The 24,967-nt window shown below is 73.7% G+C and carries 20 protein-coding genes; 14 read left to right on the forward strand and 6 right to left on the reverse strand.

Features of this window, described 5'->3' with window-relative positions; genetic code table 11:
- Positions 1-84 precede the first annotated feature (84 nt).
- The 7 genes from ACH5A8_RS30740 to ACH5A8_RS30770 all read left to right on the forward strand — a co-directional run bounded on the left by ACH5A8_RS30740 (position 85) and on the right by ACH5A8_RS30770 (position 6,137).
- Positions 85-282 carry a hypothetical protein gene (locus ACH5A8_RS30740; RefSeq protein ID WP_399007254.1) on the forward strand — a complete coding sequence of 66 codons (198 nt, stop codon included), beginning with the start codon at positions 85-87 and terminating at the stop codon, positions 280-282.
- 229 nt (positions 283-511) lie between these two features.
- The gene (locus ACH5A8_RS30745; RefSeq protein ID WP_399007255.1) at positions 512-976 is read left to right on the forward strand and encodes an SHOCT domain-containing protein; all 465 of its coding nucleotides are present in this window, start codon (positions 512-514) and stop codon (positions 974-976) included.
- A gap of 274 nt (positions 977-1,250) precedes the next feature.
- Positions 1,251-1,688 carry a glutaredoxin domain-containing protein gene (locus ACH5A8_RS30750; RefSeq protein ID WP_399007256.1) on the forward strand — a complete coding sequence of 146 codons (438 nt, stop codon included), beginning with the start codon at positions 1,251-1,253 and terminating at the stop codon, positions 1,686-1,688.
- Between the two features lie 123 nt (positions 1,689-1,811).
- Positions 1,812-2,270, forward strand: coding sequence for a MarR family winged helix-turn-helix transcriptional regulator (locus tag ACH5A8_RS30755; protein WP_399007257.1), 459 nt, complete (start codon positions 1,812-1,814; stop codon positions 2,268-2,270).
- Complete coding sequence (locus tag ACH5A8_RS30760) at positions 2,267-3,724, forward strand: MFS transporter (RefSeq protein WP_399007258.1); 1,458 nt, start codon at positions 2,267-2,269, stop codon at positions 3,722-3,724. Before ACH5A8_RS30755 ends, ACH5A8_RS30760 begins: the two co-directional genes overlap by 4 nt.
- A gap of 336 nt (positions 3,725-4,060) precedes the next feature.
- Positions 4,061-4,888, forward strand: a complete 828-nt coding sequence (locus ACH5A8_RS30765; RefSeq protein ID WP_399007259.1) for a YhjD/YihY/BrkB family envelope integrity protein — start codon at positions 4,061-4,063, stop codon at positions 4,886-4,888.
- Positions 4,889-5,159: 271 nt separating this feature from the next.
- Positions 5,160-6,137, forward strand: a complete 978-nt coding sequence (locus ACH5A8_RS30770; RefSeq protein WP_399007260.1) for a CorA family divalent cation transporter — start codon at positions 5,160-5,162, stop codon at positions 6,135-6,137.
- 55 nt (positions 6,138-6,192) lie between these two features.
- Here ACH5A8_RS30770 and ACH5A8_RS30775 read toward each other — a convergent pair whose 3' ends face one another.
- Positions 6,193-7,530, reverse strand: a complete 1,338-nt coding sequence (locus ACH5A8_RS30775) for a hypothetical protein (protein WP_399007261.1) — start codon at positions 7,528-7,530, stop codon at positions 6,193-6,195.
- Positions 7,531-7,837: 307 nt separating this feature from the next.
- The gene (locus tag ACH5A8_RS30780; protein ID WP_399007262.1) at positions 7,838-9,220 is read right to left on the reverse strand and encodes a chloride channel protein; all 1,383 of its coding nucleotides are present in this window, start codon (positions 9,218-9,220) and stop codon (positions 7,838-7,840) included.
- A 456-nt stretch (positions 9,221-9,676) separates the two neighbouring features.
- Between ACH5A8_RS30780 and ACH5A8_RS30785 the strand changes: the two genes are divergently transcribed.
- Complete coding sequence (locus ACH5A8_RS30785; protein ID WP_399007263.1) at positions 9,677-10,171, forward strand: potassium channel family protein; 495 nt, start codon at positions 9,677-9,679, stop codon at positions 10,169-10,171.
- A 373-nt stretch (positions 10,172-10,544) separates the two neighbouring features.
- Here the strand turns inward: ACH5A8_RS30785 and ACH5A8_RS30790 are convergent, their stop codons facing one another.
- On the reverse strand, positions 10,545-10,976 hold the full coding sequence (locus ACH5A8_RS30790) for a response regulator (protein ID WP_360968031.1): 432 nt from the start codon (positions 10,974-10,976) through the stop codon (positions 10,545-10,547).
- Positions 10,977-10,979: 3 nt separating this feature from the next.
- Positions 10,980-11,348: a hypothetical protein gene (locus ACH5A8_RS30795; RefSeq protein ID WP_399007264.1), complete on the reverse strand. Its 369-nt coding sequence runs from the start codon at positions 11,346-11,348 to the stop codon at positions 10,980-10,982.
- Positions 11,349-11,464: 116 nt separating this feature from the next.
- Here ACH5A8_RS30795 and ACH5A8_RS30800 point away from each other — a divergent pair, with 116 nt between their 5' ends.
- The 3 genes from ACH5A8_RS30800 (at position 11,465) to ACH5A8_RS30810 (ending at position 15,079) form a co-directional block, all read left to right on the forward strand.
- Positions 11,465-13,042: an ATP-binding protein gene (locus ACH5A8_RS30800; protein WP_399007265.1), complete on the forward strand. Its 1,578-nt coding sequence runs from the start codon at positions 11,465-11,467 to the stop codon at positions 13,040-13,042.
- The gene (locus tag ACH5A8_RS30805) at positions 13,039-14,250 is read left to right on the forward strand and encodes a PP2C family protein-serine/threonine phosphatase (RefSeq protein ID WP_399007266.1); all 1,212 of its coding nucleotides are present in this window, start codon (positions 13,039-13,041) and stop codon (positions 14,248-14,250) included. The genes ACH5A8_RS30800 and ACH5A8_RS30805 overlap by 4 nt, the downstream gene beginning before the upstream one ends.
- 292 nt (positions 14,251-14,542) lie before the next feature.
- Positions 14,543-15,079, forward strand: coding sequence for an EF-hand domain-containing protein (locus ACH5A8_RS30810; RefSeq protein WP_399007267.1), 537 nt, complete (start codon positions 14,543-14,545; stop codon positions 15,077-15,079).
- Positions 15,080-15,161: 82 nt separating this feature from the next.
- Here the strand turns inward: ACH5A8_RS30810 and ACH5A8_RS30815 are convergent, their stop codons facing one another.
- Both ACH5A8_RS30815 and htpG read right to left on the reverse strand, forming a co-directional pair.
- A complete protein-coding gene (locus ACH5A8_RS30815; protein ID WP_399007268.1) occupies positions 15,162-17,222 on the reverse strand; it encodes a restriction endonuclease in 2,061 nt (686 codons plus the stop codon).
- A 308-nt stretch (positions 17,223-17,530) separates the two neighbouring features.
- Positions 17,531-19,432: a molecular chaperone HtpG gene (gene htpG / locus ACH5A8_RS30820; RefSeq protein WP_399007269.1), complete on the reverse strand. Its 1,902-nt coding sequence runs from the start codon at positions 19,430-19,432 to the stop codon at positions 17,531-17,533.
- Between the two features lie 203 nt (positions 19,433-19,635).
- On the opposite strand from htpG, the gene ACH5A8_RS30825 reads away from it, so the two are divergent.
- The 3 genes from ACH5A8_RS30825 to ACH5A8_RS30835 all read left to right on the forward strand — a co-directional run bounded on the left by ACH5A8_RS30825 (position 19,636) and on the right by ACH5A8_RS30835 (position 24,932).
- Positions 19,636-19,887, forward strand: coding sequence for a DUF2267 domain-containing protein (locus ACH5A8_RS30825; RefSeq protein ID WP_399007271.1), 252 nt, complete (start codon positions 19,636-19,638; stop codon positions 19,885-19,887).
- Positions 19,888-20,532: 645 nt separating this feature from the next.
- Positions 20,533-22,317, forward strand: a complete 1,785-nt coding sequence (locus tag ACH5A8_RS30830) for an N-acetylglutaminylglutamine amidotransferase (RefSeq protein ID WP_399007272.1) — start codon at positions 20,533-20,535, stop codon at positions 22,315-22,317.
- Complete coding sequence (locus tag ACH5A8_RS30835) at positions 22,290-24,932, forward strand: S9 family peptidase (RefSeq protein ID WP_399007273.1); 2,643 nt, start codon at positions 22,290-22,292, stop codon at positions 24,930-24,932. The genes ACH5A8_RS30830 and ACH5A8_RS30835 overlap by 28 nt, the downstream gene beginning before the upstream one ends.
- Positions 24,933-24,967 lie beyond the last annotated feature (35 nt).

A 24,967-nucleotide genomic window follows, 5' to 3' on the forward strand; every position in this document is an offset into this window, starting at 1 on the left:
CGACGAGGCGGGCCGGGCCGTCCGCGCCTCAGCGATGCTGGGGCGCGAGCAATGCGCCATGGACCACCGACTGGAGAGCAGCGCATGCGCTACGAGATCCGCGTCGAGGGACACCTGTCGGAGACGCTGGCCAAGGTCTTCCCGGAACTGGACCACGTGGTGATCGACGATCAGACGCTGCTGTACGGACCAGTGGTCGACGAGGCGCACCTGTTCGGCCTGCTGGCCCGCCTCCGGGCGGTGGGCCTCCGGGTGATCGAGATGAGGCAACTGCCCGGATGACCCGTGACCGGACGGACGAGGTCCGTCCCGGGTCCCGCCCGCGTCCGCGTCGTCCCCGGTCCCGGCGAGCGCGTCCGCTTCGGACCTCGCGAGCGCGTCCACTTCGGACCTCGCGAGCGCGTCCGCTTCGGACTTCACCCGTCCCGGGTGAGGGCGGTCGTCCCATGGCGTGGGCACGCTGAGAGCGACCGGTGTCGGTGGCTGGGCACTCGCCCGGAACGGAGCAGAGATGAACACCGAGACGTACCTCGCCTACGACTATCCGCTGCTGAGCATGTTCTGGACGCTCCTGTGGTTCTTCCTGTGGATCATGTGGTTCGTCCTGCTCTTCCGCGTCATCGCCGACATCTTCCGCGACGACACTCTGAGCGGCTGGGGCAAGACCGGGTGGCTGATCTTCGTCATCGTGCTGCCCTTCCTCGGCGTCTTCGTCTACCTCATCGCCCGTGGCAAGGACATGGGCCACCGCGAGATAGCGCACGCCCGTGCCCAGCAGGCGGAACTGGACGCCTACATCAAGCGGACGGCGGAAGGGGGCAGCCGGCCCACGAGCGCCGACGAACTGGCCAAACTCTCCGGCATGCGCGCACGCGGAGACATCACGGAAGAGGAGTTCCGGCGCGCCAAGGAGCTCGTCCTGAGCGGCGAGGGCCCGGCGGCCGGCGGCGCCTCCTCGGCGTCCTCCTCGACCTGAACCGGAACAGGGAAGCCGGGTGCGCCGCGCACCGGGAAGACGGGTGCGCCGCACGCCCACCGCCCCCGCGGTCCGTCCCGCGCGACGGACCGCAGGCGCACGCCCGGACTTCGCGGGCCGGGGGCGGGGCGCGGGCAGCCCTCCCGTGCGGCGGCCCGTCCGGTCACCCCGGCCGGTGTCGCGGAGGCGGAGCCGCACGGGCGGAGTCATACGGGCGGAGTCATACGGGCGGAGTCATACGGCACCTGGCGGCGCCTCGGTAGCCTTCGGCCTCATGACACGCGCTTGGATCGTCCCCGTATCGCTGGTGCTCTGCGGCTCGGTCGTCGCTGCCGGACCGCTGTCCGGCGGGAGGCCGGGCGTGGCCGCGGCGCTGCTGCTGGTGTTCGTGCTGCTCGCGGTCGTGAACTCGCCCCTGGCCTTCCCCAGGTCGATCAGCGCGCCGGAGGCGCAGCGGCGCAGCGCGGTGGACGGACGGCCGGTCGTCTTCTGGCGGCCGGGGTGCACGTACTGCATCCGGCTGCGCGTCCGGCTGGGCCGCAGCGCCCGCCGGCTGCACTGGGTCGACATCTGGCGCGACCCCGACGGAGCGGCGGTGGTGAGGGCGGCCAACGGCGGTGACGAGACCGTGCCGACCGTCGTCGTGGCGGGCCGGCCGCACGTCAACCCCGATCCCGGATGGGTGCGCGAACAGCTCTCCCGCTCCCGGTGAGCGCGAGCGACGGCATGAGGCGGCGGAGGGGCTTCGACCGGTCCCGCCGGCGACCCGCCGGCAGCCGGGCCACATGCGCAGGAATGTTTGCGCAGTCCAGACTGCGCAAGTTACTCTGCATTCATGAAGGAGACGAAGCAGGGCCCGGAGGGCGTGTCCGCGTCGGCCGCGCACGCGGCTCACGAGGTCCGCGTGGTGTTCAGCCGGTTGAGGCGCCGCCTGCGGGAGACCTACGGCCGCAGCGACCTCACCCCCTCCCAGACGTCCGTGCTCAGCCGGCTCGACAAGGACGGCGAGGCGTCGGTCAGCGACCTGGCGGCCGCTGAGGGCGTACGGCACCAGTCCGTGGCCGTCGTCGTCGGCGTCCTGGCCGAGCGCGGTCTGGTCGACCGCCGCCCGGACCCCGAGGACGGCCGTCGTCAGCTGGTGTTCGTCACCGACAGCGGACACGCCTTCCTCGAGGACCGCCGCAGGGCCGGGGAGGGCTGGCTCGCCCGCGCCCTGGAAGACCGGTGCACGGAGGAGGAGCGCCGCGTCCTCCTGGAGGCGACGGCCGTGCTGGAGCGGATCGTGCGCTCGTGAGCGCGGGTCTGGCGCGCGTCCTCCAGCGCCTGCGGCCCGACAAGGGCGGCGGTTCCGCGGGCGGGTTCGACCGGCGCCTGCTGGCCCCGATGATGACGGGCGCCGCGCTCAACCCGGTCAACTCCTCCATCATCTCCGTCTCGCTGGTGCCGATCGGCGCCGCATTCGGCGCCCCGCCCTCCCGGACGGCATGGCTCATCTCGGCCCTGTACCTGGCCACCGCCATAGGCCAGCCCGTCATGGGGCGGCTGATCGACCTCTTCGGGCCCCGCCGTCTGTTCCTGACCGGGACCGCGCTGACCGGGATCGCCGGCGTCGTGGGCATGCTCGCACCCGACCTGGGAGTGCTCATCGCGGCTCGGGTGCTGCTCGGCTTCGGCACCTGCTCCGGCTATCCGGCCGCCATGTTCCTCATCCGCAGCGAAGCCCGGCGCACCGGACAGGAGAGCCCCGCCGGGGTGCTGACCGCGCTCGCACTGACCACCCAGACCATCGCCGTCGTCGGCCCCAGCCTCGGCGGTCTGCTGATCGGCGTCGGCGGCTGGCGCGCCACCCTGGCCGTGAACGTCCCGCTCGCCCTCGTCGGGCTGTACCTCGGCGCCCGGCGTCTTCCGGCGACCCCGGGAACGCGCCGCGAGGACGGCCGCCGTCCGGTGAGGGACCTGGACCTGCCGGGGATGGGCCTGTTCGCCGTGGCGCTCGTGTGCCTGCTGCTGTTCCTGATGGACATCGGCGCCGGCGCCTGGTACCTGCCGGTCCTGACCCTCGCGGCGGGCGCCGGCTTCACCTGGCGCGAGCTGCGCACCCCGAGGCCCTTCATCGACGTGCGGGTGCTCGGCGGCAACCTGCCGCTCGTCGCCACCTACGGCAGGGCCCTGCTCTGCTACGTCGTCAGCTACGCCTTCCTGTACGGCTACACCCAGTGGACGGAGCAGGGGCGCGGCCTGTCCGCCTCGCAGGCCGGCCTGGTGCAGCTGCCCCTGTTCACCACGGCGATCGTCGTCTCCGCCCTCACCGGACGGCGCAAGGCGGTGCGCGGCAAGCTCCTGGTCGGCGCCGTCGGCCAGATCGTCGCGTGCGCCCTGCTGCTGCTCCTGCGGGGCGACAGCCCGCTGTGGATGCTGTTGGCCGTGGTGATCGTCCTCGGTGTCCCGCAGGGCCTGAACAGCCTCGCCCTGCAGAACTGCGTCTACCACCAGGCCGACGCGGAGCGCATGGGTTCCTCCGCCGGGCTGCTGCGGACCTTCGGCTACCTCGGCGCCATCGCGGCGTCCTCGGCCGACGGCGCCTTCTACGGGCAGCGCGCCGACACCGGCGGGCTGCACCATCTCGCCTGGTTCATGCTCGCCGCCGGCGTCCTGTTCCTGGCGGTGACCGTCGCCGACCCCTCCCTGCGCCGCATCGGACGCGAGGACGCCACCGCCGAAGCCGAGCCCCGGGCCGCCGGCCGCTGACCGCACCGGTCCGGCCCCGGAGAGCACACCCCGCGGCGCACCACCGCGCCCGGCCGCTCGTTCCGCCCCACGCCATCGGCACACCCCGCACCGTCGACGCCTGGGCCCCCGGTCTCACCTGACATCGCCCGCCCCCCTGACGGGGCCTCGCCCTCCCGCGCGACGGCGAGGCGCCCATGGTGTCGTCCCGTCGCCCGGGCCGAGAGATCGGCCGTGTCGACGCCCGGCGCCCGATCGGGCCAGTACTGCTCGCTCCATCCGGGCCGGGCTCGTTGACTGGCCTCCGAGGGCACGGCACGAGGGCCTTCGAGGGCACCGAACGAGGAAGGGGGCGGCATGACGTGGACGGGGCGGCTGAAGCGTCTGCGGACCACCGCCGAACAGCGCTTCCCCGTCGTGACCGAGCTGACGAACCGGCTGCTGTCCGCGAACCTGCTGGACGCCGGCACCCGGCTGGCCGCCCAGGCGTTCCTGGCCTCGGTGCCCCTCCTGTTCGCCTTGTCCGCGTTCGCTCCACAGGGCGTGCGCGACCAGCTCCTGAATTCACTGCGCTCCATGTTCGGGCTCGGCGGCAAGGCCGACGAGCAACTGCAACAGGTCCTTGCCGACCCCGCCGGCAAGAGCCTGCGCGAGACCACCGGAATCATCGGCCTGCTGATCGCCCTGCTCTCCGCGACCAGCTTCAGCCGCGCCATGGCCCGGGTCTGCGAGCGCGCCTGGCGGCTGCCCAGGGCGGCTACCCGGATCGCGGCCTGGCGCTGGGTGGTCTGGCTGCTGATCATGGTCCTCGTGGTCTTCTTGCAGGGACCGGTCCGGGACGGCTTCGGTGTCGGTCTCTGGCTCGGTACTCCGCTGCTCTTCCTGGTGGGGACAGGGGTGTGGCTGCTGACACAGCACCTGCTGCTGGCCGCCCGGGTGCCCTGGCCGCCGCTGCTGCCCGGGGCGCTGCTCACCGCGGCGGCCACGACCGCGCTGAGCCTGACCGCCCGGCTCTACATACCCGGTGCGCTCGACCGCGCGGTGGCCGAGTACGGCTCACTCGGCATGGTCCTGGCGATGCTGTCCTGGCTGATCGTGGTCTGCGTCACGATCTCCTTCACGGTGACCATCGGCGCGGTGCTGGCCGAGGGACCGCCGCTCCACCGCTACCTGCGCGGAAGCTGACGGCGACCTCCCGCGCGCACCGCCGGCCTGCTCGGCCGGCGCCGGAGTCCGCACGCCCTCCCCCGGTGGGCGGCACGGCCGACGCCGGCACGCCCCGGCACCCCGCGGTCCCACGCCCTGCGGGACTCCGGACCCGCAGGTCTGCGGCCGGGTCCTCGCCCCGCGGTCACTCATAAGAGGCAGTCGGTGCGGCGCGTGCACGCGTGGGCGTGCGCGCACGACGGATCGTCCCCATGGTGGGAATCACGGAACCGCACGGCGGAGAGCGAACATGACCGTACTGATGGTGTCGATGCCGGAGGGGACCGTCACTCGCCCCGATCTGGCGGAGGCCCGTGAACGCCTGGCCGTGTCCGACTTCCTGCTCGTCGACGTACAGACCTCCGGCGAGCAGCCGTCGATCACCGAACGACTCGGCCTGGAAGCCGAGTGCCCCCGCTGGTTCGGCGGTCTCGACGCCCAGGCCAGGGCCGATTTCCTCGGGGACAGAGCGGCGTTCGCCGTACCCGCGTTCGAGGACGACCGGATCACGCACATCCACGCCCTGGCGACCGAGCGGCACCTGGTCACGCTGCACCGAGGAGCTGCCGCTCCTCTGGACAATCTCGTGGCGCGGCTGGGGGCCGAGGCGCCGCCCGACATCGTGGCCGTGCTCTTCCTGCTGTTCCACGAGGCCCTGGACACCTTTCGCCGAGCCGCCGTGGCGGGGCTTCTGACGGCGGAGGACCTCGAGGACGAGATGTTCGAGAGGCGGCGCCCGGAGCAGGTCTACCGGCTGGCACAGTTGCGGCGGCGCGCCGCGCTGCTGCACCACACCCTCCTGCCGTATCTCCAGGTGACGGACGAGGTCTTCACGAGGCGGATGCTGAACCGCGATTTCCCCGAGGAACGACAGCGCATGGCCAGGGAGTTCCAGCACGCCGGCAGACTGGTGCTCGCGGACGTGGAGGCCTTCCAGGACGCGACCCGCCGGGCCTTCGCCAGCTACTCGTCGCTGGCCTCCGGTGAGCAGAACGGCGTGATCAACCGGTTGGCCATCGTGTCGACGATCTTCCTGCCTCTGACGTTCTTCACCGGCTACTTCGGCATGAACTTCAGTTACCTCACGGACGAGATGGAGAGCAGGGCCGTCTTCTGGCTGCTCGCGGTCGGGCTGCAGGTCGGTGTCCTCGTCATGGCGCTCTACGTGCTGCACCGCACGCGCATCTGGCGGAGGCTGCACGGGGACGAGGACCTGGAGGACCGGTGAGCCCGGCGGCCCACTCCTCCTCCACGGTCCGTGCCGCGACTCCCGCGGTCCGGACTCAGCCGGCCGTGGGAGTCGCCTCCGCTCTCGGACCGGGGGCCGGCGGAGCGGCGGGCGCGGGCGGCTCGTCGAGGAACTCGACCAGCGCCATCGCGCACAGCAGCACCAGCGCGATGACGAGCACCACCCACCCCGTGGGGTAGCTCCACAGAAGGTACGTCACGACGGCCGCCGCGACCAGGATCCAGGTGATCCATGTGCGGAAGCGGTGGACGAAGGGGCCGGCCGGGCCCGTACGGAAGCCCGTGCGGTCCGCCGCTCCGCGCACCGCGCGGATGCCCGACCGCCACGCCTCGCGCAGGAAGGTCGCCCGCCGTCCCCCGCCGGTCAGCCAGGCGGCCAGCGCGATGACCACGGCCAGCGCCACGATCCTGCGTACGGACGTGCGCAGGAACCGGACCAGGATGTCGTAGACCGCCCCGGCCGCCGGCTGCGAGACGGTGTCCGGCAGGGCGTTCAGGTAGACCTCGCGGAAGACCGTGAGGCCGAGGCCGAGGATCAGCATCGCGAACGCGGCGCCGAGGACCGCCGCCACGAGGACGCGCCGACGGTGGACGGAGAGCAGCACGCCCGCGGCGATGAGCAGCGCCGCCAGCACCGGCAGCCAGAACCCTGCGAGCCTGAGCAGCCGCAGCCAGGTCTTCAGCTTGCCCAGATGGTCGGAGCGCAGCACGGTGATGTCGGTGTGGACCTGCGGGATCCGCGCGGCGACCGCCAGCCCCTCGTCGACGAGACGCTGCTTGACCCGGTCCACGACCGGAGCCAGGTCGACGGTCACGGACTGGTTGTTGACCCTGACCGCGCCGCCGCCTCCGGTGAGCGCCTTGTCCACCGCGCCGTGGATCCCGCGGTTGGCGTCGACCCACACGCGTTGGAAGAAGTCGGAGGCGATGACGTCCTGGGCCTTGCCGTGGACGAAGCCGCGGACGGCGTTCTCCAGCGGGTTCCCCAGCGCGCCGAGTGCCTTCTCCAACCGCGGCCTGTCGGCGGGGGCGGCGTCCGCGAGCAGATCCGGCAGGTGCAGGTGCCCCATCACCGCGTCGGTGACCCGGTTCGCCGCGGCCGCCTGGACCGCGGGATCGGAGGCGAGGGGCGCCACCGTGGCGACGTACCGGTCGGTGTCGTCGACCTCGGACGCCGTCCAGGCTGCCACGGCGGCGAGCGGGGCGAGGACGCAGCCGACGATCACGAGCAGCGCCGACAGGAAGGACCTCCAACGGTGGTGTGTGGGCCGAGTGGCCCCGCCGGCCTCCAACGCGGCGACGCGTGCCCTCAGTTGCTCCAGTTCGGAGCGTTCTTCGGACGGATCCGGCGATCGCTGCGCGTCGGCGGCCATGGTGTCCTCCTCCGGCGTGTGATCTGCGGGTCGCGACCGCGGCGCCGGCCGCCCGGAGGCGCCGGGCGGTCGCGGGGCCGTGGCGGAACGTGGAGGCGTGCCGGTGACCGGCCGTGTGCCGGCGGCTCAGGAGTCACACAATCACCACGGGCGGGCTACGGCATTCCGCAGGGGACCCGGTTGCGCCGCACGACCCCGGATGTTCACCCGGTCGGAGGAGGTGTGACACCGCTCGCCGCGGCGACGTCGCGGGACCTCCGCGAGACGTCCGCGCCGCCCCGGACGGCGGCACCCGCTCCCGGCCGTGTCAGCCGGGATGCTCGTCGTGGCCGTCCCGCCCCGCCGCGGATCGGGTGGCCGGCGGCGTCGCGCGGCCGGCCGGCAGCAACTGGACGGTCACGAAGCCGGCCACGGCCGCGAGGAGCACCAGGGGGATCATCTCGGTGCTGCCGAGGAGCAGGACGACGAACAGCGCACCGCTGACCGGGAGGCGCATGGCGGCCGCCGAGGCGGCGGTCATCCCTGCCGCGAGACCCGGGACGACGCCGAGGCCCGGCAGCGGGGCGAACAGCACGCCGGCCGCGGCGCCGAGGAACAGCGCGGGGAAGATGGGGCCGCCCCGCAGGCTGCCGAGGCACAGCGCGTAGCCCGCCGCCTTGCACAGCAGTACGGCGACCAGCGCGCCGATCCCCCAGGCGTGGGGATCGGCGGCCAGTCGCTCCAGCACGGCCTGGCCGGAGGAGGCCACGTCCTCCGGAGACCGGCCGGTGGCCCACGCGTAGATCGCGGCGCACACCCCCGCGGCGAGGGCGAAGGCCGCCGTGCGGGTGACCGGCCGCCGTACCCGCACCTGGGCCGCGACCAGCCGCCCCGCGCACAGCATCAGGTGGACGACGGCGGCGACGGCGACGGCCATGACCAGCGTCCAGAGCACGTCCCCGGCGTCGAGACGCGGCACCGGGACGCCCAGCTTCAGCGAGAGGCCGCCCGTCGACAGGCCGGTCCAGCGGCCGAACCCGGTGAAGACGAGGGAGCCGATCCCACTGGCGAGCAGTGCCGGCAGCATGACCGCGAACAGTCGCGAGCCGCCCGCACCGGCCACTTCGACGAGGAACACCGCGCCGACCAGCGCGTTCCCGAAGAGAGCGCAGAGGGCCGCCGCGGCGCCGGACGCACCGAGCAGCGCGGTGCCCCCGGCCGTCGCCGGGGCACGGACCAGGTTCCGGAAGAGCAGCGCCAGGCCGCCGCCGAGCGCCATCAGCGGGGCCTCCGGGCCGAGTACGGCGCCGAACGGGAGACTCGCCACGGCGGCCAGGACCACCCCCGGCAGCGTGGCCGGACCGGCCCCCGCGGTGTGCAGTCCCGCGGCGGGTACGTGTCCGCCGGCTCCCGGCAGACGGGTGATGACGAGCCCGGCAGCGGTGCCTCCCAGTGCCAGCAGCGGCAGCGGCCACCACCACGGCGGGGCGTGCCAGCCCAGGGTGTGCGGCAGCTCGGACCACAGCGCGTGCTGCAGCTGGTGGATCCCGGCGAGGAACCAGAAGGCCACGAAGGCCACCGGGGCACCGACGGCCGCCGACAGCGCGAGGGTCCTGCGGTATGCGGGAGTGCACAGCAGTTCCCTTAAGCGGTCCGCCTCCTCCGGTTGCGTACGGGCGGTGGGCGCAGCGGTCGGGCCCGGCTCCGTCACGGCGTCCTTCCTCACGTGTCGGCCGAGGGTTCGGCCCTTCGGGGTCTCGCAGTCCTCATCGGTGCGCAGGCGTCCGGCCTTGAGTTCGGACGGTCCCTCCGGACGTTGCGGCACTCGGCCGGGGCCCGCACACCCGGCAGGGAAGGTCGCGTAGCGCCGGGGCCGAGGACGGCGGAGACTCGGTGCGGCCGTGCCTCGTCCTCCCGGGATCCTCCGCGGGCTGCTCGTACACTGCCGACGCGACGGTCCCGGGCCGCGATCGCGCGCGGCGGTGACCGCCGGGGAGCACCACACCGGACGCCTCGCACACACGGCCACGGCGGGGAGCACCCGCCCGCCGATCGGAAGGGGCACACGATGAGCGGCTCATCACCTCCCGATGCCCGCGGCCCCGCCGGTGAAGGGCGCCCGGCGCACGAGGGCCGGCGGTCTCGCGCCGGGCGACGGGAGGCCGTCGTGGTCGTCTCCCGTGCCCTGTCGGTGGCCACCGGGCTCGTCGTCGTGTATTACCTGCTGCCTCTGGAAGGGCACTACACGGACCGCACGTCGGCCGTGCTGGCGCTCGGCCTGGCGGCCACCGCGGCGCTGTTCGGGTGGGAGGTGGCGGTCATCCGGCGCTCCTCCCGGCCCCGTCTCAGGGCGGTCGAGGCCCTGGCGGTGACCCTGCCGCTCTTCCTGCTGCTCTTCGCCGTCGCCTACTTCCTCCTGGACCGCTCGGCGCCGGGCTCCTTCAACGAGTCGCTGACCAGGACGGACGCCCTGTACTTCGCCATGACAACGTTCACCACGGTCGGGTACGGCGACATCGTCCCCCGCTCGCAGACGGGACGTGTGCTGGCCATGTTCCAGATGACGGGCGGCCTGCTGCTCGTGGGTGTGGCGGCGCGGGTGCTGACGGAAGCGATCCAGGCGGGACTGCGTCGCCGGGACCGCGAACGGCCGCCCGGGTAGGACGGCGGCGATCGGGCGGTGTGCTTCCGCCGCGGGCCGGGGTGATCGTCAGTGACTCGATCGCCGGGGGCGGATCACGGGGCCTCAGGTACGCACACGTGTATCGGCGTACGGCGTCGCGGTGCGGGACGACCGAATGTCGCCGGCCCGACTGTCGCAGGCGTACCTGACCGCGCTGTTCCACGGCGTCGACCTCGAGAACGGCACGACGGTGGTCGGCTCGCGCACGGCAGGCCGTCCGTGCTCGCGGTGCTCGGCGTCGGCAACGCGCCGGACGGCGCCGCCGGGTCCTCCCGTGCGGCACGACGGCCGGGGCGTCCGAGGTCGCCGGGATCGGCGCGCCGGCCCCGGCGTGGCGGGGCCGGCGCGCGGGTCACTCCTTGGGGGGCTTGACGGCGATGTCGAGGTAGAAGGCGTCGATGCTGCGGACCGCCGCCTCGAACTCCTCCAGGTTCACCGGCTTGGTGACGTAGGCGTTGGCGTGGTGGTGGTAGGCGCCGGTGACGTCGTCGGGGGCGGCAGAGGTGGTCAGGACGACGACCGGGATGGTGCGCAGGTCGGCGTCCTCCTTCACCACGGCGAGGAACTCGCGCCCGTTCATGCGCGGCATGTTGAGGTCGAGGACGATGAGGTCGGGGCGCTCGTTGCCGGGGTCGCGCAGGTAGTCGAGGGCGGCTATGCCGTCGGGGACCTGGGTGAGGTTGCGGGTGCCGCGCTCGGCCAGGGCGTCCTGGATGAGCATGGCGTCGGCGACGTCGTCTTCGACCAGCAGCACGTCGTAGGGGCGGGTTGCGGCGGCAGCCATGTTTCACGAGCTCCGGGGTGTGGGATGGGAGGCGGGGCGGTGTGTGCCGTTGGTGATCAGCCCGGGCCAGCGGCGTCGGGCTCCTTGCCGGCTCATGCTCACGGCCTGGCCGATCTCGGGGTAACCGGCGCCGTTCGCGGCGGCGGTGTGGGCGGCCTGGTCCTCCAGGTGCCGGACCGCCTCCTTGACGCCTGCCAGGACGCGCAGGCGCACGAGCGCGCGGCGACGGGCGTCGTCGGTCCCGTCACGGGACTCCGGCGGCGGGCGGAGGGCGTCCGGCGTCAGAAGCCGGGCCAGTTCGTCCACCACCTGTGTCACCAGCGCGGCCGTCTCTGCGCCGGCGGCGCGCGGGGTGGAAGGCGGACCAGGCATGTCTGCACCCTACGGCGTCGATCCGGTCCGAGACAACATACGTTGTCAGGCCGCGGGTACAGTGGGGTTGCCGCGCGCCGCGCCGCGGCCCGGACGAAGGAGAGACGCGAACCCCGATGGACAGCAAGCCGCCCGGCCCCAACGGTATGTTCTCCCAGTGGACCACCCGGCGCTGGCTGCGGGTGGGGGTCGCCACCACGCTGCTCGTCCTGGCGGTGGTGGGATCACTGGGCGGCTGGGCCATGTGGCGTACGTCGCAGATCACGGACGAGCTGGTGAGCCGGCGGTCCCCCGCCCTGATCGACGCGATACGGGTGCAGGAGGCCCTGGTCAATCAGGAGACCGGCATCCGCGGCTACGGACTGTCCGGTCACGCCGACTTCCTCCAGCCCTACGCGCAGGGCGTGGCGGACGAGAGGGCCGCCCTGCGGCGGCTTCACTCCCTGACCGACGGCGACGCCCGGACCCGTGCGGACCTGGCCGAGGTGGAGCGGCTGAGCGGCGCCTGGCAGGAGCGCATAGCCCGCCCCATCGCCTCGGCCCCCGCGAAGCAGGCCGTGGAGCTGGCCACACAGCGGGCCACGGAGGGCAAGAACATCTTCGACTCGCTGCGCGGGGCGATGGGGCGCCAGCAGTCGCACCTGGAGAGCGAGCGGACGGCCGCCGGCCACGACCTGCGGCGGGCGGAGACGCTGCGGAACTGGATGTTCTCCGTCATCGCCGGCGTCATCCTCCTGGTGGCGTTTCTCGTCTCCGAGGGGCTGCGGCGCGGCATCACCGGCCCGCTCGGCCGGCTCGGCTCGGCCGCCCGGGACGTCGCCGAGGGCCGTTTCGACCGCAGCCTGCCCGGCACCGGCCCCGCCGACCTGCGCCGGCTGGCCTCCGACGTGGAGTCGATGCGCCGGCGGCTGGTGGAGGAGCTGCAGTTCAGCGAGGACTCCCGCGGGCTGCTGGACGAGCAGGCGGCCGACCTGAAGCGGTCGAACGCGGAACTCGAGCAGTTCGCCTACGTCGCCTCGCACGACCTGCAGGAGCCCCTGCGCAAGGTGTCGAGTTTCACCCAGCTCCTGCAGCGTCGGTACGGCGGACAGCTCGACGACCGGGCCGACCAGTACATCGGCTTCGCCGTCGACGGGGCCAACCGCATGCAGGTCCTCATCAACGATCTGCTGGCCTTCTCCCGGGTCGGCCGCGTGCACAACGACCACCAGACCGTGGATCTGGAGCAGGTGCTGGCCCGCTCCCTGGACAACCTCAGTGTGGCGATCGAGGAGAGCGGTGCGGAGATCACCCACGGCCCGCTGCCGGACGTCGTCGGCGACACCACCCAGCTGAGCATGCTCTGGCAGAACCTGCTGTCGAACGCCGTCAAGTTCCGCAGCCCCGACCGGCCCCCGCGCATCCGCATCAGCGCGGTCCGTCAGGACGGCCAGTGGGAGTTCGCGGTCGTCGACAACGGCATCGGCATCGCGCCGGAGTTCCAGGAGAAGGTGTTCATCCTCTTCCAGCGGCTGCACACCAAGGACGCGTACCCGGGCACGGGCATCGGTCTGGCGATGTGCAAGAAGGTCGTGGAGTTCCACGGCGGGACGATCGCCATCGACCCCGGCCACGAGCCCGGCACGCGGGTCGTCTTCACCCTGCCCGCCGCCGACGGCTCGCCCACGGCGCCGGAGAGAAAGTCCCAGCCGTGACCGAACACGCCGTGAACCGCCCCGGGCAGTACCACATCCTGCTGGTCGAGGACGACGACGGGGACGCCCTCCTGGTCGAGGAGCTCCTCTACGACACCGACCTCCCGCACACCCTGACGCGGTGCCGCACGGCCGCGGACGCGCGTGAGGCGCTCGCCGCGCACCCCGTGCACTGCGTGCTGCTCGACCTTCACCTGCCCGACGCCTCCGGGGTGGAGACGGTCCAGGCGATACAGACGGACACCGGAGCCGCCATCATCGTCCTGACCGGGCTGGACGAACCCCGGGCGGGAGTGGAGGCGCTCGCCGCCGGCGCGCAGGACTACCTCGTCAAGGGCAAGGTCGAACCGGACCTGCTCCAGCGGGCCGTGCGCTACGCCCTCCAGCGCAAGCAGGCCGAGCGCGCCAACGCCGCCCTCCAGATCGGGCGGCTCAGGGCCGAGGAGAACGCGCGCCTGGAGCGCGGGCTGCTGCCCGAGCCCCTGCTGTCCTCCGCCGTCGTCACCGCCTCCAGCCGCTACTACCCCGGCCGGGCGCAGGCCCTGCTGGGCGGCGACTTCCTCGATGTCGTGCAGACCGACGACGGGCAGGTGCACGCCATCATCGGCGACGTCAGCGGCCACGGCCCGGACGCGGCCGCACTCGGCGTCTGCCTGCGCATCGCCTGGCGCGCCCTGACGCTGGGCGGCCACCGCAACGAGCAGCTGCTGCACCTGCTGGAGCAGATCCACATAGCCGAGCGCACCGGCAACGACCTGTTCACCACCTGCACCCTGATCACCGTGGACCCGCGGGCACAGACCGCCACGCTGCACCTGGCCGGCCACCACGAGCCCCTCCTCCTCACCCCTCAGGGCGCCCAGGAGGTCACCGCGGCCCACGGCGTGGCCCTCGGCATCGTCCCCGGTCTGGGCAAGTGGCCGGCGACCACCCTCGCCCTGCCCCCGCGCGGCGCCCTCGTCGCCTACACCGACGGTCTCATCGAGGGCTTCGCGAACAGCACCGGCGACCGGCTCGGGGTGGACGGCCTGCTGCGGATCATCGACACGATCCACACGCCGGATCCCGGCGCCCACCTCGACGAGCTGATCGCCCGTACCCGCACCCTCAACGCCGACCGGCACAGCGACGACCTCGCCGTGCTGCGACTGGACTGGAGCACCGGTACGGCCGCGCGTACGGCGAGCGCCTGGCGCACCGCGCCGTGACGGCCGCCGTACCGGGGCGCGTCGCGACGTGACCACGGGCGCCGGCGCGCTTCGGCGCGGCGGGCCCCGCAGCCGGGCCGGTCCTGTCCGGCGCATGGCCGAGCGGCGTACGGGTCGTGGCGATTCATGCGCGCGGCAGGCCGATTCCGCCCGTTCGTGTGGACGGCTCCGCTTCGTGCGCCGCGGTGCTCGCGCCGGCCGGATAGTGGAGCAGCCGCCGGATCACGGGTCCGGTGGCCGTCCGGCCCCGTCGACGGCGTGGGCCGCCAGACCGGAAGGAAGGTGAGGCGCCGTGCGTACCACTGAGGCGACCGACCGTGTCCAGCTCGTCTTCTCCTTGTTCGACGCCGACGGAAACGGCTACCTGGAGTCCGACGACTTCGACCTGATGGGCGGCCGGGTGGTCGCGGCGGCGCCCGCGGCCGGCGACGCCGCGAAGGACGCGCTGCTGGCCGCCTTCCGCCGGTACTGGACGACGCTCGTCACCGAGCTCGACGCCAACGGCGACGGGCGGGTCAGCCGGGAGGAGTTCGAGGCCTGCGTGTTGTCGCCGGAGCGGTTCGAGTCGACGGTCCACGAGTTCGCCGAAGCGCTCGCCTCGCTCGGCGACCCCAAGGGCGTCGGCTTCGTGGAGCGGTCCGACTTCGTGGCGCTGATGACGGCCATCGGCTTCCGGCGGCCCAACATCGAGACGCTGTTCGACGCCTTCGGTCCCGTGGACGGCGACCGTATCCCGGTGGCCACCTGGGCCGAGGGCATCCGGGAGTACTACCGCCCCGAGAAGGCCGGTATCGCCGGGGACCACCTGGTCGGCGACGGCACGCACTGACGAGGCCCGCTCGCCCCGGCGGCGCGGCAGGCGGAGGGCACGCCGCCGAGGGGACGGGCCGAGGGGTGCGTGCCGTGCGGGGTCACTCCACGTCGATGCCGAAGTCGCGGACGAGTTCCTCCAGTCCGCCGGTGTACCCCCTGCCGCCGAGGACGAAGTCCCAGTCGCCGTTCGTCCGGCGCCGGAAGGAGCCGAGGACCAGGGCGGTCTCGCCCGGCCGGCCGTCGGAGACCTCGAGCCGTCCCAGTTCGGCCAGACCCGGGTCGAGGAGACGGATGTGTGCGTCGGTGAAGCCCGAGAGGTCGGCGTCCGGGTTGACCTCAGGGTCGACGGCGGCCACGAGGACGAAGCGGTCGGCCTCGTCGGGCAGCGCGTCGAAGGCGACGCAGATCGCGGCCTTGTCGGGTGCGGTCGCGGGGACGGCGCGCACGGAGCCGTCCGGCGTGCCCGGGTTGTTGAAGAAGACGAAGTGGTCGTCGCTGAGGATCCGGTCGCCGCGGCAGACCAGGGCGCACACGTCCAGGGCGACGCCACCCGTCCAGGACATGCCGAGGACGTTGTGGTCGTCGGGCAGCCGGGGCTCCGCGGCCGCGGGCTCCGGCTGTGCCGCGCGGCGGCGGGCGCCGTCGCCCAGGCGCCCGCGCAGTCCGTGCCGGTGCAGCAGGTCGACGAGTTCGGCGCCCCGGATCAGTTCGAGCGGCTTGCCGTTGGCGAAGGTGTGCGATCCGGGCCCGAACTTCGACGTGGTCACGAGGACGCCCTTGTTGGCGCCGGTGTCCTGCACGGTTCCGTACAGGTCGCGCACGGCGGTGGGGGGCACCGTGTTGCGGTAGCGCTTCACCTGCACGACGATCTTGCCGCCGCGGATGGGGGTGGGGTCCAGCGCGTCGACGTCCACCCCGCCGTCGTTGGAGCGCTGGGTGGTGACCGCCTGCATGCCCATGGCCCGGAAGAGATCGGCGACGAGGTTCTCGAAGGCGATCGGGTCCATCTCGTACAGGTCGGGGTCCTCGTCGCCGCCGTGGGTGACCACACGGTCGCCGACGTCCTCGGGCCGCCTGCCGGGCCGGACGGGTGTGAGCTGGTCGGGGCGGGCCGAGAGCTGCCCGCGCAGCGCGTCGGCCAGGCAGCTCCCGGCGTCCACCTGCGCCAGGTGCAGGTCGCAGAATGTCGATCGCGCGGCCATGACGGTGGCCAGGTGGATGTGGCCCGGGCGGCCCGTCGTGGGGTCATGGCCGTCGACGAACCCGTTCAGGGTCACCGACTCCAGCGCGTCCAGCTCGTCGGCGGCGAAGAGTTCGTGCAGGACGAGCAGCATGCACTGGGCGAGGACCTCCCGGTACAGCGCCCGGCGTTGGCTCACCGGCCGGGCGGTCTCCTTGTCCTGGTCCGTGCCGGAGACGTACCGGACGGACTTGGTCGCGGGGACGACGTCGTAGGCGGGCAGTTCCCAGTCGAGCACCAGCTGCCGGGCCGCCGGGTCGTAGGCGACCGTCACCTGGCGGGGGAAGCCCTCCGGCCAGGCGGTGGAGGCGTAGAGGGCGGCGGAGAAGTACTCGACCACGCAGTCGGGGTCGCCGCGCCCGACTCCTTCGGTGAGTTCGACGACGCCCGCGTTGTGCCGCCGCAGTTCGGCCAGTCGGCCGTCGGCCCACCGCTGGTACTCCCGCTGGTAGGCGGCGAGTTGCTGCTGCCGCTGCGCCTCCGCCGCCTGGGCGGCGTGCCAGTCCCGCTCGAAGTGCTCGCGGGCTTCGGCCTGAGCCTGCGCCCGCCGGTTGGCGGTCCACCCGCCCTGGGTGCGGTAGTGCTCGAAGTCCGGCACGGGCACGGGCTGGGCCAGGGCACCCGGGGCGAAGGGCTCGATCTCCTCCGTCCGCATGAGGGAGGAGGCCCGGAAGGCGGGGGCCCGGCAGCCCGCGGCGAGGAGCCCCCGCAACGACGCCACCCGTGCGTCCAGTTCCTCGGTCCGGCGCTGTGCCTCGGCCTGCCGGTACTCGCGGTAGCCCTGGGCGGCCTGACGTTGCCGCGCGCGGGCCTGCTGCGCCTCCTGTCTGCGCCGTCTGGCCTCGGCCTCCGTCCGGCGCTGCTGCTGCCTCTGCATCTCGGCCCAGACACCGGCCGGACCGGTAGAGCGACGACTCATGTGCTGCAAGCCCTCCCCGAGGTGCCCTGGTTGTCCCCACAACCAGTCGTAACGGGACGACTCTATCCAGCGGGGGCCGTACCGCATATCCGCCCGGCACGGCCAACCGGCGTCCGCGGCACGTCCGGTGGGTGACGTGCGTGTGCACGGCAGGGGACGCGCGGGCCCGGCGGCCGTGGGCGGTGGCGGCCCGCGGACGCCGGGTCCCGGGTGTGCGGCGGCCGGCAGGTGCCGGGGAACGGCGAACGGCCGGCGCGGCTAGTGCTGTGGCCGGAAAGATTCACCGGCTCGCGGCGCCCGGCACGGCGCTAGAGGGTGCGTTCCATCCTGTCGGCCACCAGCTTCACGAACCGTCCGGCGTCCTTGGGCTGTCCGCCCTCGGCGAGGAGCGCGAGGCCGTACAGGAGGTCGGCGGTCTCGGTGAGTTCCGAGAGGTCCTCGCCCTGCCGGGCGTGGGCCCGCCGGATGCCCTTGACGAGCTGGTGGTCGGGGTTGAGTTCGAGGATGCGCTTGGTCGGCGGCACCTCCTGGCCCATCGCCCGGTACATGTTCTCCAGCGCGGGCGTGAGGTCGGCGGCGTCCGAGACGACGCAGGCCGGCGAGACGGTGAGGCGGGAGGAGAGGCGGACCTCCTTGACGTCCTCGGCCAGGTGCTCCGTCATCCAGCCGAGCAGGCCGGCGTACTCCTCGGTGTGCTTCTCCTTCTCGGCGGCCTTCTCCTCGTCCTGGTCGCCGCCGAGGTCGATCTCGCCCTTGACGACCGAGCGGAACCGCTTGCCGCCGTACTCCCCCACCGTGTCGACCCACACCTCGTCGACCGGGTCGGTCAGCAGCAGCACCTCGACGCCCCTGGCGGCGAACGCCTCCATGTGCGGCGAGTTCTCGACGCTCTGCCGGGACTGGCCGGTGATGTAGTAGATGTCCTCCTGGCCGTCCTTCATCCGCTCGACGTACTCCTCGAGCGTCGTCGGCTCGTCGGCGTCGTGCGTGGTCGCGAAGGACGCGGCGGCGAGGAGGGCGTCGCGGTTGTCGGGGTCGGTGACCAGGCCCTCCTTCAGCACCGCGCCGAACTCCCGCCAGAAGGTGCGGTAGCGCTCCGGTGCGGCGGAGCGCATGTCCTTGACCGTGGCGAGGACCTTCTTCGTCAGGCGGCGCCGCATCAGCCGGATGTGGCGGTCCTGCTGGAGGATCTCGCGGGACACGTTGAGCGAGAGGTCCTGGGCGTCGACGACGCCCTTGACGAAGCGCAGGTAGGACGGAAGCAGTTCCTCGCAGTCGTCCATGATGAAGACGCGCTTGACGAAGAGCTGGAGTCCGTGCCGGTGGCCCTGGGTGAACAGGTCGTGCGGGGCGTGGGCGGGCAGGAAGAGCAGCGCCTGGTACTCGAAGGTGCCCTCGGCCTGGAGGCGGACGGTCTCCAGCGGATCGCGCCAGTCGTGGCCGATGTGCTTGTACAGCTCGTGGTAGTCCTCGTCGGACACCTCCTCGCGCGGGCGTGCCCACAGCGCCTTCATGGAGTTGAGCGTTTCGGGCCCGGGGGCGTCCTCCCCGTCGCGGGCCCCGGGGACCAGGCGGACCGGCCAGGTGATGAAGTCCGAGTACCGCTTGACGATCTCCCTGATCTTCCAGGCGGAGGTGTAGTCGTGCAGCTGGTCGTCGGCGTCCGCGGGCTTGAGGTGGAGGGTGACGGAGGTGCCCTGCGGGGCCTCGTCGACGGCCTCCAGCGTGTACGTGCCCTCGCCGTGCGAGGACCAGCGGGTGCCCCGGGGCCGGCCGGCCCGCCGGGTGACCAGGGTGACCTCGTCGGCGACCATGAAGGCGGAGTAGAAGCCGACGCCGAACCGGCCGATCAGCCCGTCGTCCCCGGCGCCCTCCTGCGCCGCGCGCAGCTCCTCGGCGAAGGCGGCGGTGCCGGAGTTGGCGATGGTGCCGATGAGCTCTGTGACCTCGTCGTACGACATGCCGATGCCGTTGTCCCGCACGGTGAGGGTGCGGGCCTCCGGGTCGGCCTCGATCTCGATGTGCAGGTCGGACGTGTCGGCGTCGAGCGCGTCGTCCCGCAGGGCCTCCAGGCGCAGCTTGTCCAGCGCGTCGGAGGCGTTGGAGACGAGTTCCCTGAGGAAGACGTCCTTGTTCGAGTAGACCGAGTGGATCATCAGCTGCAGCAGCTGACGGGCTTCAACCTGGAACTCAAACGTTTCGGTCGGCATGGTTCGCGAGTACCTCACAGGTGCGCTGTCGCCTGAAATGGGGATACCACTTTACCGGCCCGGGCACCGCCGGTTGATCGGATGACCGCCGGTGCAACGGGCCGGCGTCGGCACTCCGCAACCCCGGCGCGCCGCCCGGGCGGCGGCGTCGTCCCGGGTACTCGCTCCTTGCCCGTCCGTCGGTGTCTCCCGACGGTCACGCCGTGGAAGCACAGCCGCTCACGCAGCACGACGAGATGATCGGAAAGGCGCAGGCGCCGGCCCGGCTGCCGCGGCGCGGGCCGGCCGAGCGGGCGACGCGGGCCGTGCCGGCCACCCTGGCCGAACGGCTGCCGTCCGGACTGGCCGGCCATGTCGCCGCCCGGCTGCCGCCGGAGCCGGCCGCCGCCCTCCGCCAGGCCTCGGACGCCTCCTACGAGGACGGCGCGAAGGCGTCGGGGAGCGCTTCGGCCTGACCACCTGCGTCGCCCCAATCGCCGCCCGCGTCGGCACGGACGAGGACACGGCCCTGCGCGACGCCGCGGCCGTGCCGGCGGTGCTCGACGCCGCCCTGCCCCCGGAGCTGACGGAGAAGCCGGCCGGGGCGCCGCCCGCGGGCGTCCGTGAACTGCTTCCGCTGGGCCGCGCCGCCGAGGACACGGAGTGACACGACCGCGGTGACAGTTCGCTCCGGCGGAAACCCCACGGTTCAGCCCGCGGACGGCCGCGCGGAAACGGGGGTTCTCGCCGGTGCGGGGGCACGCGGTGTCCGATCAGGGGGCTTGCACCCGCCGACTCCGGGGCACTCGGCAGTGCACCGACACGGATCTCGCCGCGGCACGGCCCCGGCGAGCGGCAGGCCGCCGAGCCTGCCGGAAGACGAGTGAGAAGACGCGGCGGAGGCGTGACCGTGCCGGGCCCGGCCGTCCGGGCCGAGCCCCCCGCGTCGCGACCTAGGAGAGTCCTGCCGTCATGCCCCGCACGTTCCCGCCCCCGTTCCCGTCGTCCTCGCCCCGGGCCGCCGCCGCGCGCACGGGCGGCCGCGCAGCGCGGCGGCCGAAGCCGCCCGAGCGGTCCGCCGGGAAGCCACCTGAGCGGTCCGCCGGAAGGAGGCCCCTCTGATGTGCGGTCTCAGCGGCGAGGTCCGCTTCGACGGCGGGCGGCCCGACGTGGCCGCCGTGGAACGCATGACCGACCGGCTGGCCCCGCGGGGCCCCGACGGCCGGGGACTGTGGTCCCAGGGCCCGGTCGCCCTCGGCCACCGCAGACTCAAGATCATCGACCTGTCGGAGAGCGGCTCCCAGCCGATGACCGATCCCCGGGCCCGGCTGACCGGCGTCTTCAACGGCTGCGTCTACAACTACCGCGAGCTGCGCGAGGAGCTGCGCGGGCTCGGCCACCACTTCTTCTCCGAGTCCGACACCGAGGTGGTCCTCAAGGCCTACCTGGAGTGGGGGTCGGCGTGCGTCGAGCGCTTCCACGGCATGTTCGCCTTCGTCGTCGTCGAGCAGGCCACCGGGCGGGTGGTCATGGCCCGCGACCGGCTCGGCGTCAAGCCGCTGTACCTGGCGGAGACGCCGGAGCGGCTCCGGTTCGCCTCGTCCCTGCCGGCCCTGCTGGCCGCCGGGGACGTGGACACCTCGCTGGACCCGGTCGCCCTGCACCAGTACCTGAGCTGGCACGCCACCGTCGCCGCGCCACGGACCGTCCTCAACGGCGTGCGCAAGCTCCCGCCGGCCACCGTCCGGGTGATCGAACCTGACGGCGCCCAGCGTGACCACTGCTACTGGCAGCCCGCGTACACGCGCCGCCCCGAGTTCGCCGGCCTGAGCGCCGACGACTGGACGGACGCCGTCCTGGAGGCGCTGCGCACCGCCGTGCGCCGCCGCATGGTGGCCGACGTGCCGGTCGGCGTGCTGCTGTCGGGAGGCCTGGACTCCAGCCTCATCGTGGCGCTGCTGGCCGAGCAGGGACAGCGGCAGCTGGCCACGTTCAGCGTCGGCTTCGAGTCGGAGGGCGGCGACGACGGGGACGAGTTCGAGTACTCGGACCTGGTGGCACGGCGCTTCAGCACCGACCACCACCAGTTGCTGGTCCCCTCCGACCGGGTGTCCCACGCGCTGGACGACGCGGTCGCGGCCATGAGCGAACCCATGATGAGCCACGACGTGGTCGCCTTCCACCTGCTGTCCGAGCAGGTCGCCAAGGAGGTCAAGGTCGTCCAGAGCGGGCAGGGCGCGGACGAGGTGTTCGCGGGCTACCACTGGTACGAGGCCATGGCGGCCGCGCCGCGGCAGGACGCGGCCGAGGCGTACATAGACGCCTACTTCGACCGCTCGCACACCGACCTCGCCCGCATGCTGGAACCCGGGATGCTGCCGGACCACGACGCCTCCGCGGACTTCGTCCGCGCCCACATGGCGGCCCCGGGGGCCGAGAGCGCGCTGGACGCGGACCTGAGGCTGGACACGCACGTCATGATGATCGACGACCCGGTCAAACGCGTCGACAACATGACCATGGACTGGGGGCTGGAGGCCCGCGTGCCGTTCCTCGACCACGAGCTGGTCGAACTGGCCGCCGCCTGCCCGCCCGAACTCAAGCTCGCCGACGGCGGCAAGGGCGTCCTCAAGGCGGCCGGACGACGGGTGCTGCCGCACCGGGTCGTGGACCGCCCCAAGGGCTACTTCCCGGTGCCGGCGATCACCCACATGGCCGGACCGGTGCTGGAGCGCGTACGCGAAGCGGTCACCGCTCCCGAGGCCAGGGCCCGAGGCGTCTTCCGCCGGGAGTACGTCGCCGAGCTGCTGGCGGCGCCCGACGCGCACCGAACCCACCGGGGGGCGAACACGCTGTGGCAGGTAGCTCTGCTGGAGATATGGCTGCAAACGCACGGGATCAGCTGACCGGCGGCCCGGTCCCCCGCTCGTCCGTGTCCCGGGCACGGGGCGTCGCGGAGGGCGACGCCCGCCCGGCTCCGGACCCGGGGGGCCCGACGCCCGCCCCGACGCCTGCTCCGCCGGCCCCTGCTCCGGGCCTGTCGGATCCGGCGGAGCAGGCGGATCCGACGGGTCCCACGGGTGCGAGGTGGACGGCTTCGGACCTCACGGAAGCGGCTCCGGGCCGCGCGGGGGCCGTCGCCGAGCGGGCGTGGTCCTCGCCCGGGGCCGCGGCGGGGGGCGCGGCGGCCGGGGCGCTCCTCAGGCCCGGCGGGCCCGGGGCCACCGGGCTCGGACGGGAGGCGGCCGACCGGTGGCCGGGCCCGGCGGACGGCACGCCGTCCCCGTCGTCGCGCACGCCGCTGGCCGCGCCCGCGCCGCTGACGCTGCCGGACGTCGCCGCCGCCCACGACCTGCCCCAGCCGGTGACGGCCCACGGCTGCTGGTACCCCTCGGTGGACCCCAGCGGCCGGCAGGTCGCCTTCATCTGTGACCGGGGCGGCGTTCCGCAGCTGTGGACGGGGCCGGTCGACGGCGACACGGTCCACCTCCTCGACGGCGACCCCGACCCGGTCACCGAGGTGTCCTGGTCGCCGGACGGCCGGTGGATCGCGTACACCACCGCCCCGGGGGGCGGGGAGCTCACCCGGGTCCTGTGCGTGCGCCCCGACGGCACCGATCGGCGCGTCCTCGCCGGCGCCGAACCGGGCAGCTCGGCCCACCTCGGCTGCTGGCGGCACGACGGTACGGCCCTCGCGGTCACCGTGGCCGAGCCGTCCGCCGGCGCGGAACCGGGCACGGTGGAGGCCGCCCCCGTGCGCGCGCAGGCCGGGTCGCACGTCCCGCCGCACCCGCCCGGCTGGGCCGCGCGCGGCGGGCACGCCGTGCTGCTCGGCGGCCCGTCCCCGGCCGCGCCGCGGGCGTACGCGCCCGTGCTCGGCGGGCCCGCCGCGCCCGGCGGCGGTGCGGGGAGCCCGGACGGGCCGGTGCCCCTGACGCTGTCCGCCTACCTCGTCGATCCCGAGGGCGTGGCCGCCCCCGTGTTCCTGGCGAGCGAGCGCGGGGCCGCCACCCTGCGCGTGTGCGACCTGAGCCGGGACGGCCGGCTGGCCCTGCTGCGGCGGGGACCGCGAGCCCGCCGCGAGGCCCTCGTGGTCCGGCTGCGCGACCTGAAGGTCACCTGTACCGTGCCGGTGGCCGACGACGATCCCTGGATCGGCGGTTTCGCGCCGGACGGCCTGACGGTGTGGCTGCGCAGCGACCACGAGCGCGAGTTCGCCGCCCTGTTCGCGCTGCGGCTCGACCCACGAGGGCAGCGCCGGGGACTCGCTGTCGCCGCCGGACGCCCTGATCGCGGCCTGGAGTTGCTGGCCCTGGACCGGACCGGGCGCGGTGCCCTGCTCTCCTGGAACGCGCGCGGCCTCAGCGAGCTGCAGATCGCCGCCCTCGACCCCGCCGCCGCGGCCGGACCGACGGCGGACGCCCCCTCTTCGGACACCGCGGCGGTGGGCGCCACGCCGGACACCGCGCCCGAACCCGCACCGGCGGCGCCGTCCGCACCACCCGCCGCGGGCGGCGGCGCCACGGGCGTCGTACCGCTCGGCACGGAGGTGGACGCCTGGGACGTGCCGCTCCCCCACGAGGTGGTCACCCGCCTGGTGCCCACGCCGGATCCGGACGCGCCCGTCGTGGCGCTGTCCGGGTCGCAGCGCCGCCCCGGCGTGTGGTGGTTGCCGCAGGGGACGGCGCTGCGCACCCCGTGGTCCTCGCGCGACGAGGACGCGGCCCCGGGCGGGCGGACGCCCGTCCGGCCGGTGCCGATGCGGCCCGTCGCCCGGGACGGACTCCCTCTCGGAGGCTGGTACTACCGCGCCCCGGGCCGCTCGCCGGGCGAGCCCGCCCCCTGCGTCGTCCACCTGCACGGCGGCCCCGAGGAACAGGAACGCCCCGTGTTCGACCCCCTGTACCACGAACTGCTCGGCCGGGGGCTGGACGTCTTCGCCCCCGACGTGCGCGGCTCCGGCGGCCACGGGCGGTCCTTCGTCGACGCGGACCTGGGCACGGGCCGGTTCGCCGCCATCGACGACGTCGCCGACTGCGCGGCCCACGCGGTGCTGGCCGGGCCGGCCGACCCGCAGCGGCTGGCGGTCATGGGCCGCTCGTACGGCGGCTATCTGGTGATGGCCTCCCTGGTATGGCATCCGGAGCTGTTCCGGACCGGTGTGGCGGTGTGCGGGATGTCGGACCTCACGACCTTCTTCGCGGGCACCGAGCCGTGGATCGCGCAGTCGGCGGCCCACAAGTACGGGCATCCGGAGCGCGACCGCGACCTGCTGCGCGCGCTGTCGCCGATGAGCCGGATCGACGCCCTGCGCGTCCCGGTGCTGGCCGTCCACGGCGAGCACGACACCAATGTGCCGCCGGGCGAGTCCGAGCAGTTCGTCCGGGCGGCCCGGGAGCGGGGGCTGGAAGCGGCGCTCCTCCTCCTGCGCAGCGAGGGCCACGACTTCCAGCGCGCCGACAACCGCCGTCTGTTCCGCCGGACCGCCGCGCAGTGGATCCAGCGCCGTCTGACGGGCTGACGCCGGCGTCGGCCGGGCCGGCGACGAGGGCGCCG

It is taken from the genome of Streptomyces sp. NPDC018610, from assembly GCF_044391765.1.
In the GTDB taxonomy this organism is placed as follows: domain Bacteria; phylum Actinomycetota; class Actinomycetes; order Streptomycetales; family Streptomycetaceae; genus Streptomyces.

Excerpts from the sequence above, each read along its gene's own strand:
- ACH5A8_RS30740 (WP_399007254.1), top strand. The coding sequence starts at position 85 with ATGCGCTACGAGATCCGCGTCGAGGGACACCTGTCGGAGACGCTGGCC.
- ACH5A8_RS30745 (WP_399007255.1), top strand. The coding sequence starts at position 512 with ATGAACACCGAGACGTACCTCGCCTACGACTATCCGCTGCTGAGCATG.
- ACH5A8_RS30750 (WP_399007256.1), top strand. The coding sequence starts at position 1,251 with ATGACACGCGCTTGGATCGTCCCCGTATCGCTGGTGCTCTGCGGCTCG.
- ACH5A8_RS30755 (WP_399007257.1), top strand. The coding sequence starts at position 1,812 with ATGAAGGAGACGAAGCAGGGCCCGGAGGGCGTGTCCGCGTCGGCCGCG.
- ACH5A8_RS30765 (WP_399007259.1), top strand. The coding sequence starts at position 4,061 with ATGACGTGGACGGGGCGGCTGAAGCGTCTGCGGACCACCGCCGAACAG.
- ACH5A8_RS30770 (WP_399007260.1), top strand. The coding sequence starts at position 5,160 with ATGACCGTACTGATGGTGTCGATGCCGGAGGGGACCGTCACTCGCCCC.
- ACH5A8_RS30775 (WP_399007261.1), bottom strand. The coding sequence starts at position 7,530 with ATGGCCGCCGACGCGCAGCGATCGCCGGATCCGTCCGAAGAACGCTCC.
- ACH5A8_RS30790 (WP_360968031.1), bottom strand. The coding sequence starts at position 10,976 with ATGGCTGCCGCCGCAACCCGCCCCTACGACGTGCTGCTGGTCGAAGAC.
- ACH5A8_RS30795 (WP_399007264.1), bottom strand. The coding sequence starts at position 11,348 with ATGCCTGGTCCGCCTTCCACCCCGCGCGCCGCCGGCGCAGAGACGGCC.
- ACH5A8_RS30800 (WP_399007265.1), top strand. The coding sequence starts at position 11,465 with ATGGACAGCAAGCCGCCCGGCCCCAACGGTATGTTCTCCCAGTGGACC.
- ACH5A8_RS30815 (WP_399007268.1), bottom strand. The coding sequence starts at position 17,222 with ATGAGTCGTCGCTCTACCGGTCCGGCCGGTGTCTGGGCCGAGATGCAG.
- htpG (WP_399007269.1), bottom strand. The coding sequence starts at position 19,432 with ATGCCGACCGAAACGTTTGAGTTCCAGGTTGAAGCCCGTCAGCTGCTG.
- ACH5A8_RS30830 (WP_399007272.1), top strand. The coding sequence starts at position 20,533 with ATGTGCGGTCTCAGCGGCGAGGTCCGCTTCGACGGCGGGCGGCCCGAC.
- ACH5A8_RS30835 (WP_399007273.1), top strand. The coding sequence starts at position 22,290 with ATGGCTGCAAACGCACGGGATCAGCTGACCGGCGGCCCGGTCCCCCGC.